A 13,700-nucleotide genomic window follows, 5' to 3' on the forward strand; every position below is an offset into this window, starting at 1 on the left:
CGATCGTCAGGCGGCGAACTTGCTCACGACCCGCGGAGCCGGCCGCGAGAAATGCTCGCACTGACCGGCGTGCACGACGCGCGAGGGCCGGTAAGCGGGCAGCGGGCGGGCGACGGTGACTTCACATCGAGCCAAACGCTGCTGCCCGGGCGCAGCCGCTCGTTCGATGAAGTCGGCGGCGATCCACCCCGCGGCGAATATCGCCAACGCGACACCGAACTGAAGCGGCGATCCGGCGGCAAGCGCGGCCAATGCGCAGATTCCCGATACCACGGCGACAACAACCGTGCCCGCGTAGAGCGGGCTCACGCGAAGTTCTGGCGAGGTCATCGCGCCTCCTGTCCGGTCAATTGCTCAGCTTTGAGCCCAATCCGTGACCTCGATGTTTCGCTATCGAGACACGTCAAACGAGGGTCATACGGCATCTATGGCATGGCGTAGGGCCCCCGCCCAAAGGCCAAAGGTCCCACCTGAGCAACCACCGCACGCGTCGCCCCGGCGGCCTGGCACGTTCATCGGACGGCAGCACAGCGCCCGCCTCGCCAAGTGGCGAAGCGGGCGCTGTGGTCACTGCTGTTTACAGCGGAATCCAGACTCCGAAGAACCAGAACCCCCACTGGTGGAATCCGTCATCCCACATGGGCGTCTCCTGGTAACCCCAGTAGTTGATCGGGCCGTATCCCCATTGCCCGCCAGGCGGCGGGAGTGGCCTGTCCCAATCGGGTCGCGGCGGCTCGCCGGGCCCCCAGGGTGCCGGCCCGTCACCCCAAGGTGCGCCGCGGAAGTAGCCACGCTGCGGGTCTCCGTGCCACGGGCCGCCCGGCCCACCGGGTCCGCCGGGACCCCCAGGCCCGCCCGGGTGATCGGGTCCACCGGGACCCCCAGGCCCGCCCGGGTGATCGGGTCCACCGGGTCCGCCCGGTCCGCCCGGATGATCGGGACCGCCGGGTCCGCCGGGTCCGCCCTGGGGGCCGCCGGGGTGACCGGGGCCACCCGGTCCGCCCGGACCACCGGGTCCGCCCGGACCACCGGGACCGCCGGGGCCGCCCGGATCACCCGGTGCGTTCGGTGGATGGATACCTCCGGGTGCCGGCCCGCCGTGACTGCCGGCCGGGCCGGGCGGCGCACCCGGAGCGGCGTTGGCCGCACCGGCACCCATACCCAGCGCGGCGGCTCCCAGAGCGCCGGCGACGGTGATCCCCCCGAGTATTTGCTTAAGTTTCATAGTCCTTCACCTGTCTATCGGCTGGTGAACTCCTCAGAATCCCCCCTTACCCGACCGACCCTAGATAGCTTCCCTATGCAACGGCTGTGAGTGGTCCATGCAGAACCTCTGGGGCGCGCCGACCTGCGTGTTGACGTGGCGAAAGGGGGGCGGACGGCGCCGGGAACCGCGAGAGATAAACCACGGCGACTTGTGACGGCGAGTCGTCGCAGACGTTTATGTGTCGCGAATCGACGCCGGCCCGCCGCGGCCACCTTCGGGCAAAACGCCGCGGCCGAGACGTCGTCACTGCTTTGGCAAGGCTACGTATGCTAGTCCGCCGGCGTGGCGGCGTATATCGTTGCGGCCGTGTCGAGTCCGTCGCATCCGCATCCCGCCGAACCGCATCAGGGCTCGGTCTCATCGAAGTTGAACTGGTTGCGCGCCGGAGTGCTGGGCGCCAATGACGGAATCGTCTCCACGGCGGGCATCGTGGTGGGCGTTGCCGCCGCGACGATAGAACGCGCCCCGGTATTGACCGCCGGCAGCGCCGGACTGGTCGCCGGGGCGGTGTCGATGGCGCTGGGCGAATACGTGTCGGTCAGCACCCAGCGTGACACCGAGAAGGCGCTGTTGCACAAGGAGCGCCAAGAACTGCGCGACGATCCTGCCGCCGAGTTGGACGAGCTCGCCGCCCTCTACGAGGCGAAAGGCCTGAGTGCGGCCACCGCCCGCACCGTCGCCGAGGAGCTGACCGACCACAATCCGCTGCTCGCCCACGCCGAAGTCGAACTCGGTATCAATCCCGATGAGCTCACCAACCCGTGGCAGGCGGCGTCGTCGTCGGCGCTGTCGTTCGCGGTCGGCGCCCTGCTGCCGCTGATCGCCATCCTGGCGCCGCCGGCGGCGTGGCGAATCCCGGTCACCGTCGCGGCCGTACTCGCCGCGCTGGTGATGACCGGGGCGGTGTCGGCCCGTTTGGGTGGGGCGCCCAGGGGCCCGGCCGTGCTGCGCAACGTCATCGGGGGCGGCCTCGCGCTGTCGATCACCTACGCGATCGGCCACCTGGTGGGCGCCGCGATCGCCTGACGCGCGCCAACGCCGTTGCTCGGCTACACAATTGACCCGCAACAGGTCGGCCCGTTGAGACTGGCGAGCAAACTGTAATATCTACTGTTGCCATCCTCACACGAGGGATCCATCTCTGGGCGGAGCGTCGTGCATTGACCGAGACCAATGTCGTGCCGGATGACGTTGCTGCAGCGGCGCAGGCGCCGTACTTCTCGCGCGACGAAAGCCGTTTCGTGCCAAATCAGATCGCCCGCGGTGGGTGGGGTCCATCGCTCAGCGGGCATGTGGTTGGTGGCCTGCTGGGCTGGGCGCTCGAACGCGCGGTCGATGACCCGGAACTGCAACCCGCCCGGCTGACCGTCGACCTTCCCGCACCGGTCGCGCTGGAACCCATGAAGGTGCACACCACCGTGCACCACGACCGTCGGCGCCTGCGGCTCGTCGAGGCCGTCGTCACCCAGCGTGACGCCCCGGTCGCGCGGGGGAGTGCGCTGTTCCTGCGCCGCGGCCCCCAGCCGGAGGGGCAGGTGTGGTCGCCGCAACCGCAGATGCCGCCGCTGCCCCTCGAGGACGGCGCCCAACCCACGCTCTTCATGCGCACCTACGGCTGGGGCACCGAACTGCAGAATCGCGACCCCGACTGGGACGACACCTCGGGCCCGAAATATACCTGGCTGTACGAGACACGTTCGCTCATCGACGGCGAACCGCTCACCCCCTTCACCCGCGCCGCCATGGCGGCCGATATCACGGCGTCCCTTGCCAATTGGGGCACGAACGGCTTGCAGTTCATCAACGTCGACTACACGCTCACGCTGAGCCGGCTGCCGGAAGGCCCGCACATCGGCATGGCCTCCCTGACCCATAACAGCCACGACGGGGTGGCCACCGGGTCGGCCGTCCTCGTCGACCGCACAGGTCCCATCGGCAGTGGCGTGTCGGTCGCGATAGCGCACTCCGGATTCCGCCCGACGCAGGTCAATCCGACGAACGAATGAGCATCGGAAGCGGCGTCACCTACTGGACGTTGATCGCCGACGCGGCGAAGACGGCATCGCCGCGGCCGTTGCTCGCCGACGACCAGGGGCGCCGCCTGACCGCACGTCAGTTCCACGACGCCGCCTGTGCGACGGCCGCCGCGTTCGCCGAACGCGGGATCGGCGCGGGAACGGTCGTCTCGTGGCAGCTGCCCACCACGCTCGAAACCATGGTCGTGATGGCCGCGCTGGCCCGGCTCGGCGCGGTGCAAAACCCGATCATCCCGATATTGCGGGAACGCGAGGTCGGCTTCATCACCGAGCAGCTTTCGTCGGAATACCTTGTGGTGCCCGAGGTTTGGCGCGGCTTCGGGCACGGCGCGCTGGCGCGCGACCTGGCCGCGGCCCGCGGCTTCCAGGTGATCACGCTCGACTTGGCGACGCCGCCGGTGGGCGCCGAGCTCCGGCTGCCGCGCGCAGGAACCGATGCGCTCGCGTCCCCGCCCGCTTCGGCCGGCGACCCGCGATGGATCTACTACTCGTCGGGAACCACCGCGGCGCCCAAAGGGATCCGGCATACCGACGCATCGGTGATCGCCGGTGCGATGGCTCTGGTCGGCGCGGTCGGCATCACCGACAGCGACGTTGATCCCATCGCGTTTCCGGTCGCGCACATCGGCGGGGCGGTGATGCTGGCAGCAGCGCTGCAAACCGGCATGCGGTTGGCACTGTTCGAGGTATTCGACCCCGCGACCACACCGTTTTCCATCGCGGCGCACAACCCGACGTTTCTGGGCACGGCCACGCCGTTCTTCGTCGGCTTCCTCGCGGCCCAGCGAGCCCACGGCGACCGGCCGCTGTTCCCCTTCCTCCGCGGCTGCCTGGCCGGCGGTGCGCCCATCACCGCCGAACTGGGCCGCCAGGTCCGAGAAGCCTTCGACCTGCCCGGCATCGCCAACGCGTGGGGCCTCACCGAGTTCCCCGTGGCGGCTTCCCCGTCGCTCACCGCCTCACCCGACTCGCTCGACCACACCGTCGGCACGCCGACGGCCGGGGTCAAGGTCCGGGTGGTCGGCGCCGACGAAACCGAACTGACCACCGGGCAGGAAGGTGAGTTGCGGCTCAAGGGACCCCAGTGCTTCCTGGGCTACGCCGACCCCGCTCTCGACGTCGACGCGTTCGACCACGACGGCTGGCTTCGCACAGGCGATCTCGGCCTGGTCGACGAGGAGGGAAATGTGCGCGTGACGGGGCGCATCAAGGATGCGATCATTCGCAACGCGGAGAACGTCTCGGCCCTCGAAGTCGAGAATGTGCTGGCCACCCATCCCTCGGTCGCCGACGTCGCGGTCATCGGCGTCCCGGACCCGCGTACCGGCGAACGCGTATGCGCGGTGGTGGTACCCGCGACCGAAGAGGTGTCACTGGAATCGCTGGTGCGGCACTGTCATTCGAGCGGGTTGAGCCGCTACAAGCATCCCGAGCGCCTGGTGATCGTCGATGCGCTGCCGCGCAACCAGTTCGGCAAGGTCATCAAGAAGGACCTTCGCCAAGCTTTCGGGTGAAGCCAGGGGCGCTATAGCCCCTTTGGCGCTTCGCGGACGGCCTGGACCGCCGCAGCGTCGCCGTCGAATTCCACTTGCGCGGCTCGCCCCACCGAGAACAGCAACAGCTCCTCGGGTGCACCGGTCACCGTGACGGCGGGGCCGCGTCCCGCCGTGAGTAGGGTCTTGCCCTCTGGGGTGCGCAACGCCACCCGGCCCGGCAGCTTGGCCAGCGTGAGCCGCGCCATCAGGGGCAGGGTGCGGCGCAGCCTGGCGCTCAGCTCGGGTTCGAGGGCGCGCGGCTGCCAGCCCGGCTGTGCCCGCCGCACGTCCTCGTGGTGGATGAACATCTCGGCAACATTGGCGACCGGATCGAGCAGCTTGAACGGCGAGTAGACCGGCGGACCGGACGCCACCTTGTCGACCAGCTCGTCCCACCCCTGCTCGGCCACTTGGTTCTGCACCTTCTCGGTGTGCGACGCGAAGAACGGGATCAAGATGCCCGGAGCGGCGTCGGGCCGATACTCCCGGATCACGAGGTGGGCGGCCAGGTCGCGCGTCTTCCACCCTTCGCACAGCGTCGGCGCCTTCGGTCCCACGGCGCGCATGGTCTGCACGAGGGCGGCTCGTTCGCGTTGAGCAACAGACATGTCCTCAGCCTAGAGGCCGGGAGGACGAGGGCGAACCCCCAAGCGCCTGCGCTTCGCAACTCGGTAAATTTGACTCGTCAACGTCCCCGCAGGGGACCTGGGAAGAGACGTAGGGAATGTCATGAACGCGCGTGTCGAGCAGCTGGAGTTTCAGGCGGAAGCACGGCAACTGCTGGACCTGATGGTCCACTCCGTCTACTCCAACAAGGATTCGTTTCTGCGGGAGCTGATCTCGAACGCTTCCGACGCACTGGACAAGCTGCGGCTGGAAGCATTCCGAAACAAGGACCTCAACGTCGACACCTCCGACCTGCACATCGACATCGAGGTCGACAAAGATGCAAGGACGCTCACCATCCGCGACAACGGCATCGGGATGACGCGTGACGAGGTGATCAACCTGATCGGCACGCTGGCCAAGTCGGGCACCGCCGAGCTGCGTCAGCAGCTGAGGGAGGCCAAGAACGAGGCCGCCTCCGAGGAACTGATCGGCCAGTTCGGCATCGGCTTCTACTCCAGCTTCATGGTCGCCGACAAGGTCGAGCTGCTCACCCGCAAGGCCGGCGAGAGCGAAGCCACCCGGTGGGAATCGAGCGGCGAGGGCACCTACACCATCGAAGCCGTCGACGGCGCTCCGCAGGGGACGTCGGTCACCTTGCACCTCAAGCCCGAAGACACCGAGGACGAGCTGCACGACTACACCTCGGAATGGAAGATCCGGGGCCTGGTCAAGAAGTACTCCGACTTCATCGCGTGGCCGATCCGGATGGAGGTCGAGCGGCGGACGCCGGCGACCTCGGACGAAGAGGGGGAGAGCGGCGAGGAGACCGTCACGCTCGAAACCGAGACCCTCAACTCGATGAAGGCGCTGTGGGCCCGGCCCAAGGAAGAGGTCTCCGAGGAGGAGTACAAGGAGTTCTACAAGCACATCGCGCATGCCTGGGACGACCCGCTCGAGATCATCGCGATGAAGGCCGAGGGCACCTTCGAATACCAGGCGTTGCTGTTCATCCCGTCCCACGCCCCGTTCGACCTGTTCAACCGCGACGCTCAGACCGGGATCCAGCTCTACGTCAAGCGGGTGTTCATCATGGGCGACTGCGACCAGCTCATGCCCGAATACCTGCGCTTCGTCAAGGGCGTCGTGGACGCACAGGACATGTCGCTCAACGTGTCCCGCGAAATCCTGCAGCAGGATCGGCAGATCAAGGCCATCCGCCGGCGGCTCACCAAGAAGGTCCTCTCCACCATCAAGGAGCTGCAGGCCGAGCGGCCCGACGACTACCGCACTTTGTGGACCCAGTTCGGGCGGGTCGTCAAAGAGGGGTTGCTGTCGGACTTCGACAACCGCGAGACCTTGCTGCAGATCTCGTCGTTCGCCTCGACGCACAGCGAGGAGGAGCCGACCACCCTCGCCGAGTACGTGCAGCGCATGAAGGAGGGTCAGGAGCAGATCTTCTTCGCGACGGGGGAGACGCGCCAACAGATCCTGAAATCGCCCCACCTGGAGGCGTTCAAAGCCAAGGGCTACGAGGTCTTGTTGCTCACCGACCCGGTCGACGAGGTCTGGGTGGGAACGGTGACCGAGTTCGAGGGCAAACCGCTGCAGTCGGTCGCCAAGGGTGAGGTGGACCTCAGTTCCGAGGGCGACGAGAGCGAAGCGGAGCGCGAGGAGCAGCAGAAGGAGTTCGCCGACCTCCTGAACTGGATGAAGGAGACGTTAAGCGAACATGTCAAGGAGGTACGACTTTCCAGTCGCCTGACCGACTCGCCGGCCTGCCTGATCACCGACGTCTTCGGCATCACCCCTGCCCTCGCCCGGATGTACCGTGCCTCCGGGCAGGACATCCCGGTGGGCAAGCGGATTCTCGAGCTCAATCCGAACCATCCGCTGGTGACAGGGCTCCGCGCGGCGCAACAGCAGGCGGCCGGCGAGGCGGAACTTGCCCAAGTCGCCGAGACGGCCGAATTGCTCTATGGCACAGCACTTCTCGCTGAAGGTGGCGCGCTCGAGGACCCGGCGCGGTTCGCCGAGCTGCTCGCCGACCGGTTGGCCCGCACCGTCTAGCCCGGGATTTGCCAGAGTTGCCGTAGGAGCGTTCGCGTTCGGCTTTGCCCGCAAATCGGCGATTAGCCGATTGAAAAGTCGCTGGCAGGGATAATCACATCCCATGGTTGAGTTTCGCGTTATCGACCCACGTGGCCGGGTCGTCGCGACGAGGGATTTTGCCAGCGCAGAGTCCGCGCACGCATGGTTCATCCATTCGATCGGCGGCAGTACCGAGCTGGGTTGGCGCATGGAAGTCAACGACGACGGCCAGTGGGCTCAGTTTGACGACACTCAGGGCTTCACCGCACCGGTGAGCCACCGTCCCCCAAAGCGCTAATCGTTTACCGGGCCCGCGCTTCAGCCGGGCCCGATCACGAAGCAGCGGCCGGTGGCGCTGCTGAACAGGACTTCTTGCACTGTGGACGGCGCGGCGTTGGGGAACCCGAAGCGGTGCACCTGTTGGCCGGGGTCGATGTCGGCGTCCTGTGACTCGGTGGTGCCGTCCTTCTTGCGCACGAGCGCCGTGATCTTTTCCGGGCCGGACGGGTTCTTCGGGTCGCGGAAATACCAGACCTCGATGCCGGACCCGGTGTCGTCGGCGCGCCAGCCGTCGGCGTAGTAGCACGCCGGATTCCCCTCGGCGTCGGGTGGCGGTGGCGGACAGATGGACAACCCGACGCAGGTCGGCGTGGTCGTGGCCGTGGGGGATTCCGCCGGGCCGTGCGGCGCGCTCGAACTGCTGGACGCTACCGGTTTGGTCACGCTCGAGCTCGAGGGGCTGGGCGGCGCGGCGTGCTGGGCCCCGCACGCCAGGAGGCCGGCACATCCCATCGAGACGACGGCGATCAATCGCGCGGCTGGCACAGACATCGAGGCGCCAACGTTATTGGGTCGTCGTGGTCGACGGTGCGGCCTGAACCAGGGGAGGGAGGGCAATCCCCATTGCGATTGCTCCAGCCATGATCAATCCACGAAGCATGTTCGCGAGCCTCCTGTTAACGAAACGGCGGTGGTTGCTGCTGACTACCGAGCTAACACCGTGAAGTGGCCGCCCAGCAAGGGGCGGCCGTCGTGCCGCGGCCAACGCACCGCTGGGCCCCACGTAGGCTTCGAGGAATGCACGTCGACGCGATGACGGTCCCCCAGCCGCTGCAGCAGATCGGCGACCTGGCCCGGCGAACGCAATCCGCGGGGTTCTCGGGCCTGTTGTTCACCGAGACGGGCCGGACGGCCTACCTCAACGCCGCCGTCGCGTCCCAGGCCGCGCCGGGTCTCGAGCTGTCCACGGGGGTGGCCGTGGCCTTTCCGCGCAGTCCCTTCATCACTGCCGCCACGGCCTGGGAGCTTCAGGAAGCGACCGGCGGGAACTTCCGGCTGGGCCTGGGCACCCAGGTACGCACCCACGTCGTCCGGCGCTACGGAGTGGCGTTCGAGCGGCCGGGCCCGCGGCTGCGCGACTACTTGTTCGCCGTCAAGGCGTGCTTTGCGGCGTTTCGTAGCGGGACGCTTGAGCACCACGGCGACTTCTACGACCTCGACTTCATCACCCCGCAATGGAGCCCGGGCCCGATCGCGACGCCCGATCCGAAAGTCGATATCGCAGCGGTCAACCCGTGGATGCTGCGGATGGCCGGCGAAGTGGCCGACGGGGTGCACGTGCATCCGATCGGCGAGCCGGGCTACATCGACCGCCACGTCCTGCCCAGCATCGCCGAAGGGGCGGCGAAAGCCGGCCGCTCGCCGTCGGACCTCGCAGTGATCGTGCCGGTGATGACCATCGTCGGCGACACCGACGAAGAGCGCGACAAACAACGAGAAGCGGTGCGCGCCAGCATGGCCTTCTACGGCAGCACACCCAACTACGCGTTCATCTGGGACCAGGCGGGGTTCGAGGGCACGACGGCCCGGATCCGGGAAAAGCAGAAGGCCGGGGACTTTGCCGGGATGGCGGCCCAGGTCAGCGACGATCACATCGCCGCCTTCGCCACCGAGTCGACGTGGGACGGGTTGGCGGGCGCGCTGACGGACAAATATGCCGGAAAGGCCACGCGCCTGGTCCTTTACAACGCCGTGGGCGACCCGGAGCGCTTCGAGCGGTACGGCGAGGTGGCCCGCCGGATACGCGACGCGGTCAGTGGCTGAGCTGGATTGCCTTGACCACCAACAGCAGTGCGCCGATCACCAGGTAGCCGCGCAGCGCGATCATCCCGAGCCGGGTGCCCGGGGACCAGACGACCGGCTCCAGCAGGGTCAACGGTGGCATGCGCCAGGCGTTGCGGTCCACGCCGCGCGCTGGCAGCTGGGGGGTGGGGAGCGCCGGTTGGCGTCGGGCCATCAAGCGCAGCACCGGTATGGCGGCAACGGCGAGAAGGACCAGGGACAGAGCCAGGTAGCCGGCCACCGCGACGACGTCGAGTTTGGGAAACAGCGTGGTGGCCATCAGGATTCCCGACAGCAGCAACAGCGTGCCGACGATCAGCCCGGCGACCCAGTTGAGCCAGGGTCGATTGACCCACGGCCCCAACACTTGTGGGTCGTTGCACAGCAGCAGCAAGAAGACGCTGGCGCTCGGTAGCAGCAGGCCGGCCAGGGCCTGAACCGCGGTGGTGATCAACCCGAGTGGCGCGCCGGGGATGAGCACGATGGCCGCGGCCAACGCCACCATCGCGGTGTAGGACAGGTAGAACTGTTTGGCGTCGGCGAATCCGCGGTGCAGCGAGTGCTTCAGGCCGAACACGTCGCCGAAGGCGTAGCTGGTGGCCAGCGTCACCGCCGCGGCGCCGATGATCGAGGCGTCCATCAAGACGATCGCGAAGATCGAGCCGAGCGCGCCGCGCTGTTGGCCGAGCAGGTGCGCCGTCGCGCCGGCGTCGGTGAAACCGCCGACGGTGTTGGTGGAGCGCGCCGCCCATTCGCCAGTCATCACCAGGGCCGCCGCGCCGATGACGACGACGAAGGCGCCCAGCACGGTGTCGGCGCGCTCGTAGCCGATGAATCGCGGCGTGATGCGTTTGTCGACGACGTTGGACTGCTGGAAGAACAACTGCCAGGGGGCCACGGTGGTGCCGACGATGGCGATGATGAGCAGCACCGCGTCCGAACTCACCCCGCCCGAGATGCTGGGCATCACAAAGGACTTGGCGGCCTGACCCCACTGCGGATGGGACATCAGCAGCATCGGGATCTGCAGCAGGGTGATCGCGATGAAGATGAACATCGCGCGCTCCCAACGACGGAAGCTGCCGCTTGCCATGATCGCCACCAGCGCCACCGCCGAGATCGGCACCACGACGTATTTGGAGACGCCGATGTATTCGGCGGCCAGCGAGATGCCGATGAACTCGGTGACGATCGTGAGGAAGTTGAGCAGGAAAAGGTCCCCGACCGAGAACCAGCCCCAGCCACGGCCGAACCGTTCGTTGATCAGCCGGGCGTGTCCGACGCCGGTGACCGCGCCGAGCCGGACCACCATTTCCTGATTGACGATGAGCACCGGCACCAGCAGCAGCAGCACCCACAGCAGGGAGTAGCCGTAGTTCTGACCCGCCTGGGCGTAGGTCGCCACGCCGCCGGCGTCGTTGTCGCCGACCATGACGATGATTCCCGGGCCGACGATCGCGAGCAGGGTCAGCAGCCGCGTCTTCCAGGTGCGGGGGTGCTCGGTCTCGCCGACGCTGATCCGTCCGAACGCGCCCTCGATGTCACCCAGGTGCGCGGTGTCGAGCACCGCGCTACGGGCCGTCTCCTCGCTACCCGTGGTCACAGCCCGTTACCTCCCGGCGCGCGCGTGTGCTGGTCGCCGGGTTGGGTGGGCTCGCGGACGGGACGCGGCGCGGGTTCGCGCCGCCGCCAGTCCTCGGGGATGGTGGCCTCCAGCACGTCGTCGACGGTGACCACCCCGAGCACGCGGTCCTGGTCGTCGACGACCGGGATGGAATAGAGATTGAAGTCGGCCATCAACAGCGCGACGTCGGTCAGGTCGGCGTCGGCGGTGACCCGCACGGGATCCGAATCCATCAGTCCCTCAAGGGTTTCACCGGCGGCAGCCTGCAGCAGCGTGATCACCGAGACCACACCGTCGAGCCGCCCGTCCTCGCCGAGGACGTGCACTTTGATGAGCGCCTCCGGCTGGATGGTGTGGGCGGTGGCGAGCAACCTCAACGCTTCCGCCGCCGTGCTGGTCGCGGCGCAGGAGACGAAGTCGACGTTCATCAGCCCGCCGGCACTCTCGGGGTTGAACCCCATCAAGGTGATGACCTTGGTGCGCTGGGGGCCGGGCATCAGTTCTAGTACCCGTCGCCGCCGCGACTGGCGCAGATCGGCGATCGCGTCGGCGGCGTCGTCTGCGCGCATCCGGCCGAGCAGCCCGGCGACCTCGTTGTCGGGCATGCCATCGAGAAGGCGGCTTGCCTTTTCCGGCTCCAGCTCTTCGAACACGTCCGCTTCGAGTTCGGGGTCGCTGCGCACGCGGTCGAGGATCTCGCCGCCCTCGGCCTTGTCCGCCTCCTCGAGAAGATCGGCGATCTCGGCGGCTTTGAACTCGCCGAAGCGATCCGACAAGCGCCGCACGGCGTCCGAGCGAGCGTCGCCGATCAGCGGTTCGAATGCCTTCCAATCGCGAGCGGCGTGCCCACCGGACTGCTTGATCAGCCCGAACAACCGTGGCGGCCGTCGGGTGTCCACGCGCGTCAGCATCCACCCGGCGCCGGTATCTTCCAGCTCCACGTCGTACGCCCGGATCAGCTCCACGTTGGCGACGTCGATCAGCCGGTGGCCCAACACATCGGCGCGCAACAGCACCTCACCGTCGCGGCGCTCGAAGCCGCGGAGGTCAACCTTGTTCTTGGTCAACAGAACTCGCTCGGCGTTGTACTCATCGATGGATTTGTCGCCGATGAAGACCCGCCGCCCGCCGACCCCGGCGACGATGCCGGTCACCAGTGGATACTCGTCGGTGCCGCGCAGTCGCACGATCACGTCCTCGACCCGCCCCACGGTCTCCCCGGCGCGGGCCAGCACCGGGGCGCGCAGCAACTGTGAGAGGTGAATCACCGGCCGCCCCCCGCCAGTTTCGGCCGCCATCTCCGATGCGCTCATTCAGTTCCCTTTCGACACCCCACGACCGACCCTTCGAGCGACCGCCCGAAACGATTCCGCGACAACGTGTGCAGCTACGGCTTACCGCCAGTATCGGTGGTGGCGCAAGTGTTGTGGCTTGACCGGGTTCGGCCGCAAGATCGTACGCCGGGGTCCCGGCGAGCAGCTACTGCAGGTAGGTGAACGCCGGGCGGCCAGAGGGCTTCGGGGGACGCACGCCGGTACGCCACCCTGTTGCCCGCCTATTGCTTGTCGACCTTTGCGGCGATCTGGTTGGCGATGTTGACGCCGAGGTCTCCGACGTCCTTGCGGCACGCGTCGACGTCGATGACGACGTTGTTGCGGACGGTCAGCGCCCGCTGACACGGCATGGTGACGTTCCCGGCGCTAGCGGTGACGGTCACCGTCACGGCGGCGCGCACAACCCCATTGGTGGTGGCAACGTCGCCGACCTTCCACTGCAGTTCCGGTTGACCGCCCTCGGCGGGAACGGTGTCCTGGCGGTTGGCGCAGGCCGGCCACCGCTGGGACGAGGCGGTGAAGAATGCGGTCGCCTGATCCGGCGAAGGAAACAACACCACGAACTGATCGACGTCCGGCCTTTCCATGTCGGTCGCACCCGGGGGAGCGGGTGCGACGTCGTGGTAGCCGTAGACCGCGCTGTTCCCGCTGTCGGCGTAAACGCCTTCCAGGGCCGCGCGGATGGCATAGGCGCATTCGGGGGGAACCGTGTAGTCACTGCGCTTGACCGGGTCTAGTACCAGAGCGGTTTTCGGCGGGTCGCTGTAAGTACCCGTGACGCCGAGCGCGGTGTCCAGCTCGGTCGGGCTGAGCATGAGGTTGGCCAGCTGGTCCTTCGTCAGGGGCCCCTTCGGCCCCGCCGTGGTGGTCGTGGTGGACGGCGAGGCGGCGCCGCCCCCTTCTTTGTGGGCGCAACCGCAGAGCAGGATTCCGACGGAGGCGGCAACGGCGACTGCGGTTTTCAGCTGGCGCATGTCGAGGCCCTTCCTGCTCGAGTCCCCTCTCGAGCATCTTCGCGCGCCCCCAGCGCGTCGGGTGTTCACGAGTTGTTCGCCAACGAAGCCTACGACAGCAGCCTTCTCCCGC

At 67.7% G+C, this 13,700-nt stretch carries 13 protein-coding genes; 6 read left to right on the forward strand and 7 right to left on the reverse strand.

All coding sequences use genetic code 11. The annotated features are described in order from the left end of the window. Nucleotides 1–6: 6 nt before the first annotated feature. Nucleotides 7–330 carry a hypothetical protein gene (locus tag A9X04_RS02665; RefSeq protein WP_067917470.1) on the reverse strand — a complete coding sequence of 108 codons (324 nt, stop codon included), beginning with the start codon at nucleotides 328–330 and terminating at the stop codon, nucleotides 7–9. A gap of 247 nt (nucleotides 331–577) precedes the next feature. Further along, nucleotides 578–1,225 carry a chitin-binding protein gene (locus A9X04_RS30775; RefSeq protein WP_082974762.1) on the reverse strand — a complete coding sequence of 216 codons (648 nt, stop codon included), beginning with the start codon at nucleotides 1,223–1,225 and terminating at the stop codon, nucleotides 578–580. 348 nt (nucleotides 1,226–1,573) lie between these two features. Here A9X04_RS30775 and A9X04_RS02670 point away from each other — a divergent pair, with 348 nt between their 5' ends. The 3 genes from A9X04_RS02670 (at nucleotide 1,574) to A9X04_RS02680 (ending at nucleotide 4,817) form a co-directional block, all read left to right on the forward strand. Continuing rightward, entirely contained in the window at nucleotides 1,574–2,293 is a 720-nt protein-coding gene (locus A9X04_RS02670) for a VIT family protein (RefSeq protein WP_067917579.1), read from the forward strand. Nucleotides 2,294–2,427: 134 nt separating this feature from the next. Continuing rightward, the gene (locus tag A9X04_RS02675; protein WP_067917472.1) at nucleotides 2,428–3,273 is read left to right on the forward strand and encodes an acyl-CoA thioesterase domain-containing protein; all 846 of its coding nucleotides are present in this window, start codon (nucleotides 2,428–2,430) and stop codon (nucleotides 3,271–3,273) included. After that, a complete protein-coding gene (locus A9X04_RS02680) occupies nucleotides 3,270–4,817 on the forward strand; it encodes a class I adenylate-forming enzyme family protein (protein ID WP_067917474.1) in 1,548 nt (515 codons plus the stop codon). Before A9X04_RS02675 ends, A9X04_RS02680 begins: the two co-directional genes overlap by 4 nt. 11 nt (nucleotides 4,818–4,828) lie before the next feature. Here A9X04_RS02680 and A9X04_RS02685 read toward each other — a convergent pair whose 3' ends face one another. Beyond that, entirely contained in the window at nucleotides 4,829–5,446 is a 618-nt protein-coding gene (locus A9X04_RS02685; RefSeq protein WP_067917476.1) for a TIGR03085 family metal-binding protein, read from the reverse strand. A 121-nt stretch (nucleotides 5,447–5,567) separates the two neighbouring features. Here A9X04_RS02685 and htpG point away from each other — a divergent pair, with 121 nt between their 5' ends. Both htpG and A9X04_RS02695 read left to right on the forward strand, forming a co-directional pair. Then, nucleotides 5,568–7,514 (forward strand): molecular chaperone HtpG, encoded by a 1,947-nt coding sequence (htpG, locus tag A9X04_RS02690; RefSeq protein ID WP_067917478.1) that lies wholly within the window; start codon nucleotides 5,568–5,570, stop codon nucleotides 7,512–7,514. A 103-nt stretch (nucleotides 7,515–7,617) separates the two neighbouring features. Next, nucleotides 7,618–7,833, forward strand: a complete 216-nt coding sequence (locus tag A9X04_RS02695) for a hypothetical protein (RefSeq protein WP_067917480.1) — start codon at nucleotides 7,618–7,620, stop codon at nucleotides 7,831–7,833. Between the two features lie 20 nt (nucleotides 7,834–7,853). Here A9X04_RS02695 and A9X04_RS02700 read toward each other — a convergent pair whose 3' ends face one another. Then, complete coding sequence (locus A9X04_RS02700; protein WP_067917482.1) at nucleotides 7,854–8,366, reverse strand: hypothetical protein; 513 nt, start codon at nucleotides 8,364–8,366, stop codon at nucleotides 7,854–7,856. 246 nt (nucleotides 8,367–8,612) lie between these two features. Between A9X04_RS02700 and A9X04_RS02705 the strand changes: the two genes are divergently transcribed. Next, nucleotides 8,613–9,638: a TIGR03617 family F420-dependent LLM class oxidoreductase gene (locus A9X04_RS02705; protein WP_067917484.1), complete on the forward strand. Its 1,026-nt coding sequence runs from the start codon at nucleotides 8,613–8,615 to the stop codon at nucleotides 9,636–9,638. On the opposite strand, the gene A9X04_RS02710 is transcribed toward A9X04_RS02705, so the two are convergent. From A9X04_RS02710 to A9X04_RS02720, 3 genes are all read right to left on the reverse strand, one after another. Next, on the reverse strand, nucleotides 9,628–11,259 hold the full coding sequence (locus tag A9X04_RS02710; protein ID WP_067917486.1) for an Nramp family divalent metal transporter: 1,632 nt from the start codon (nucleotides 11,257–11,259) through the stop codon (nucleotides 9,628–9,630). The two genes, A9X04_RS02705 and A9X04_RS02710, sit on opposite strands and share 11 nt — an antisense overlap. Continuing rightward, complete coding sequence (locus tag A9X04_RS02715) at nucleotides 11,256–12,578, reverse strand: magnesium transporter MgtE N-terminal domain-containing protein (RefSeq protein ID WP_102417752.1); 1,323 nt, start codon at nucleotides 12,576–12,578, stop codon at nucleotides 11,256–11,258. The genes A9X04_RS02710 and A9X04_RS02715 overlap by 4 nt, the downstream gene beginning before the upstream one ends. 257 nt (nucleotides 12,579–12,835) lie before the next feature. Next, entirely contained in the window at nucleotides 12,836–13,588 is a 753-nt protein-coding gene (locus tag A9X04_RS02720) for a sensor domain-containing protein (RefSeq protein ID WP_067917490.1), read from the reverse strand. Between the last annotated feature and the right edge of the window lie 112 nt (nucleotides 13,589–13,700).

The sequence above is a fragment of the Mycobacterium sp. E3247 genome, from assembly GCF_001667785.1.
Lineage (GTDB): Bacteria > Actinomycetota > Actinomycetes > Mycobacteriales > Mycobacteriaceae > Mycobacterium.

Excerpts from the sequence above, each read along its gene's own strand:
- A9X04_RS02665 (WP_067917470.1), bottom strand. The coding sequence starts at position 330 with ATGACCTCGCCAGAACTTCGCGTGAGCCCGCTCTACGCGGGCACGGTT.
- A9X04_RS30775 (WP_082974762.1), bottom strand. The coding sequence starts at position 1,225 with ATGAAACTTAAGCAAATACTCGGGGGGATCACCGTCGCCGGCGCTCTG.
- A9X04_RS02680 (WP_067917474.1), top strand. The coding sequence starts at position 3,270 with ATGAGCATCGGAAGCGGCGTCACCTACTGGACGTTGATCGCCGACGCG.
- A9X04_RS02685 (WP_067917476.1), bottom strand. The coding sequence starts at position 5,446 with ATGTCTGTTGCTCAACGCGAACGAGCCGCCCTCGTGCAGACCATGCGC.
- htpG (WP_067917478.1), top strand. The coding sequence starts at position 5,568 with ATGAACGCGCGTGTCGAGCAGCTGGAGTTTCAGGCGGAAGCACGGCAA.
- A9X04_RS02695 (WP_067917480.1), top strand. The coding sequence starts at position 7,618 with ATGGTTGAGTTTCGCGTTATCGACCCACGTGGCCGGGTCGTCGCGACG.
- A9X04_RS02700 (WP_067917482.1), bottom strand. The coding sequence starts at position 8,366 with ATGTCTGTGCCAGCCGCGCGATTGATCGCCGTCGTCTCGATGGGATGT.
- A9X04_RS02705 (WP_067917484.1), top strand. The coding sequence starts at position 8,613 with ATGCACGTCGACGCGATGACGGTCCCCCAGCCGCTGCAGCAGATCGGC.
- A9X04_RS02715 (WP_102417752.1), bottom strand. The coding sequence starts at position 12,578 with ATGGCGGCCGAAACTGGCGGGGGGCGGCCGGTGATTCACCTCTCACAG.
- A9X04_RS02720 (WP_067917490.1), bottom strand. The coding sequence starts at position 13,588 with ATGCGCCAGCTGAAAACCGCAGTCGCCGTTGCCGCCTCCGTCGGAATC.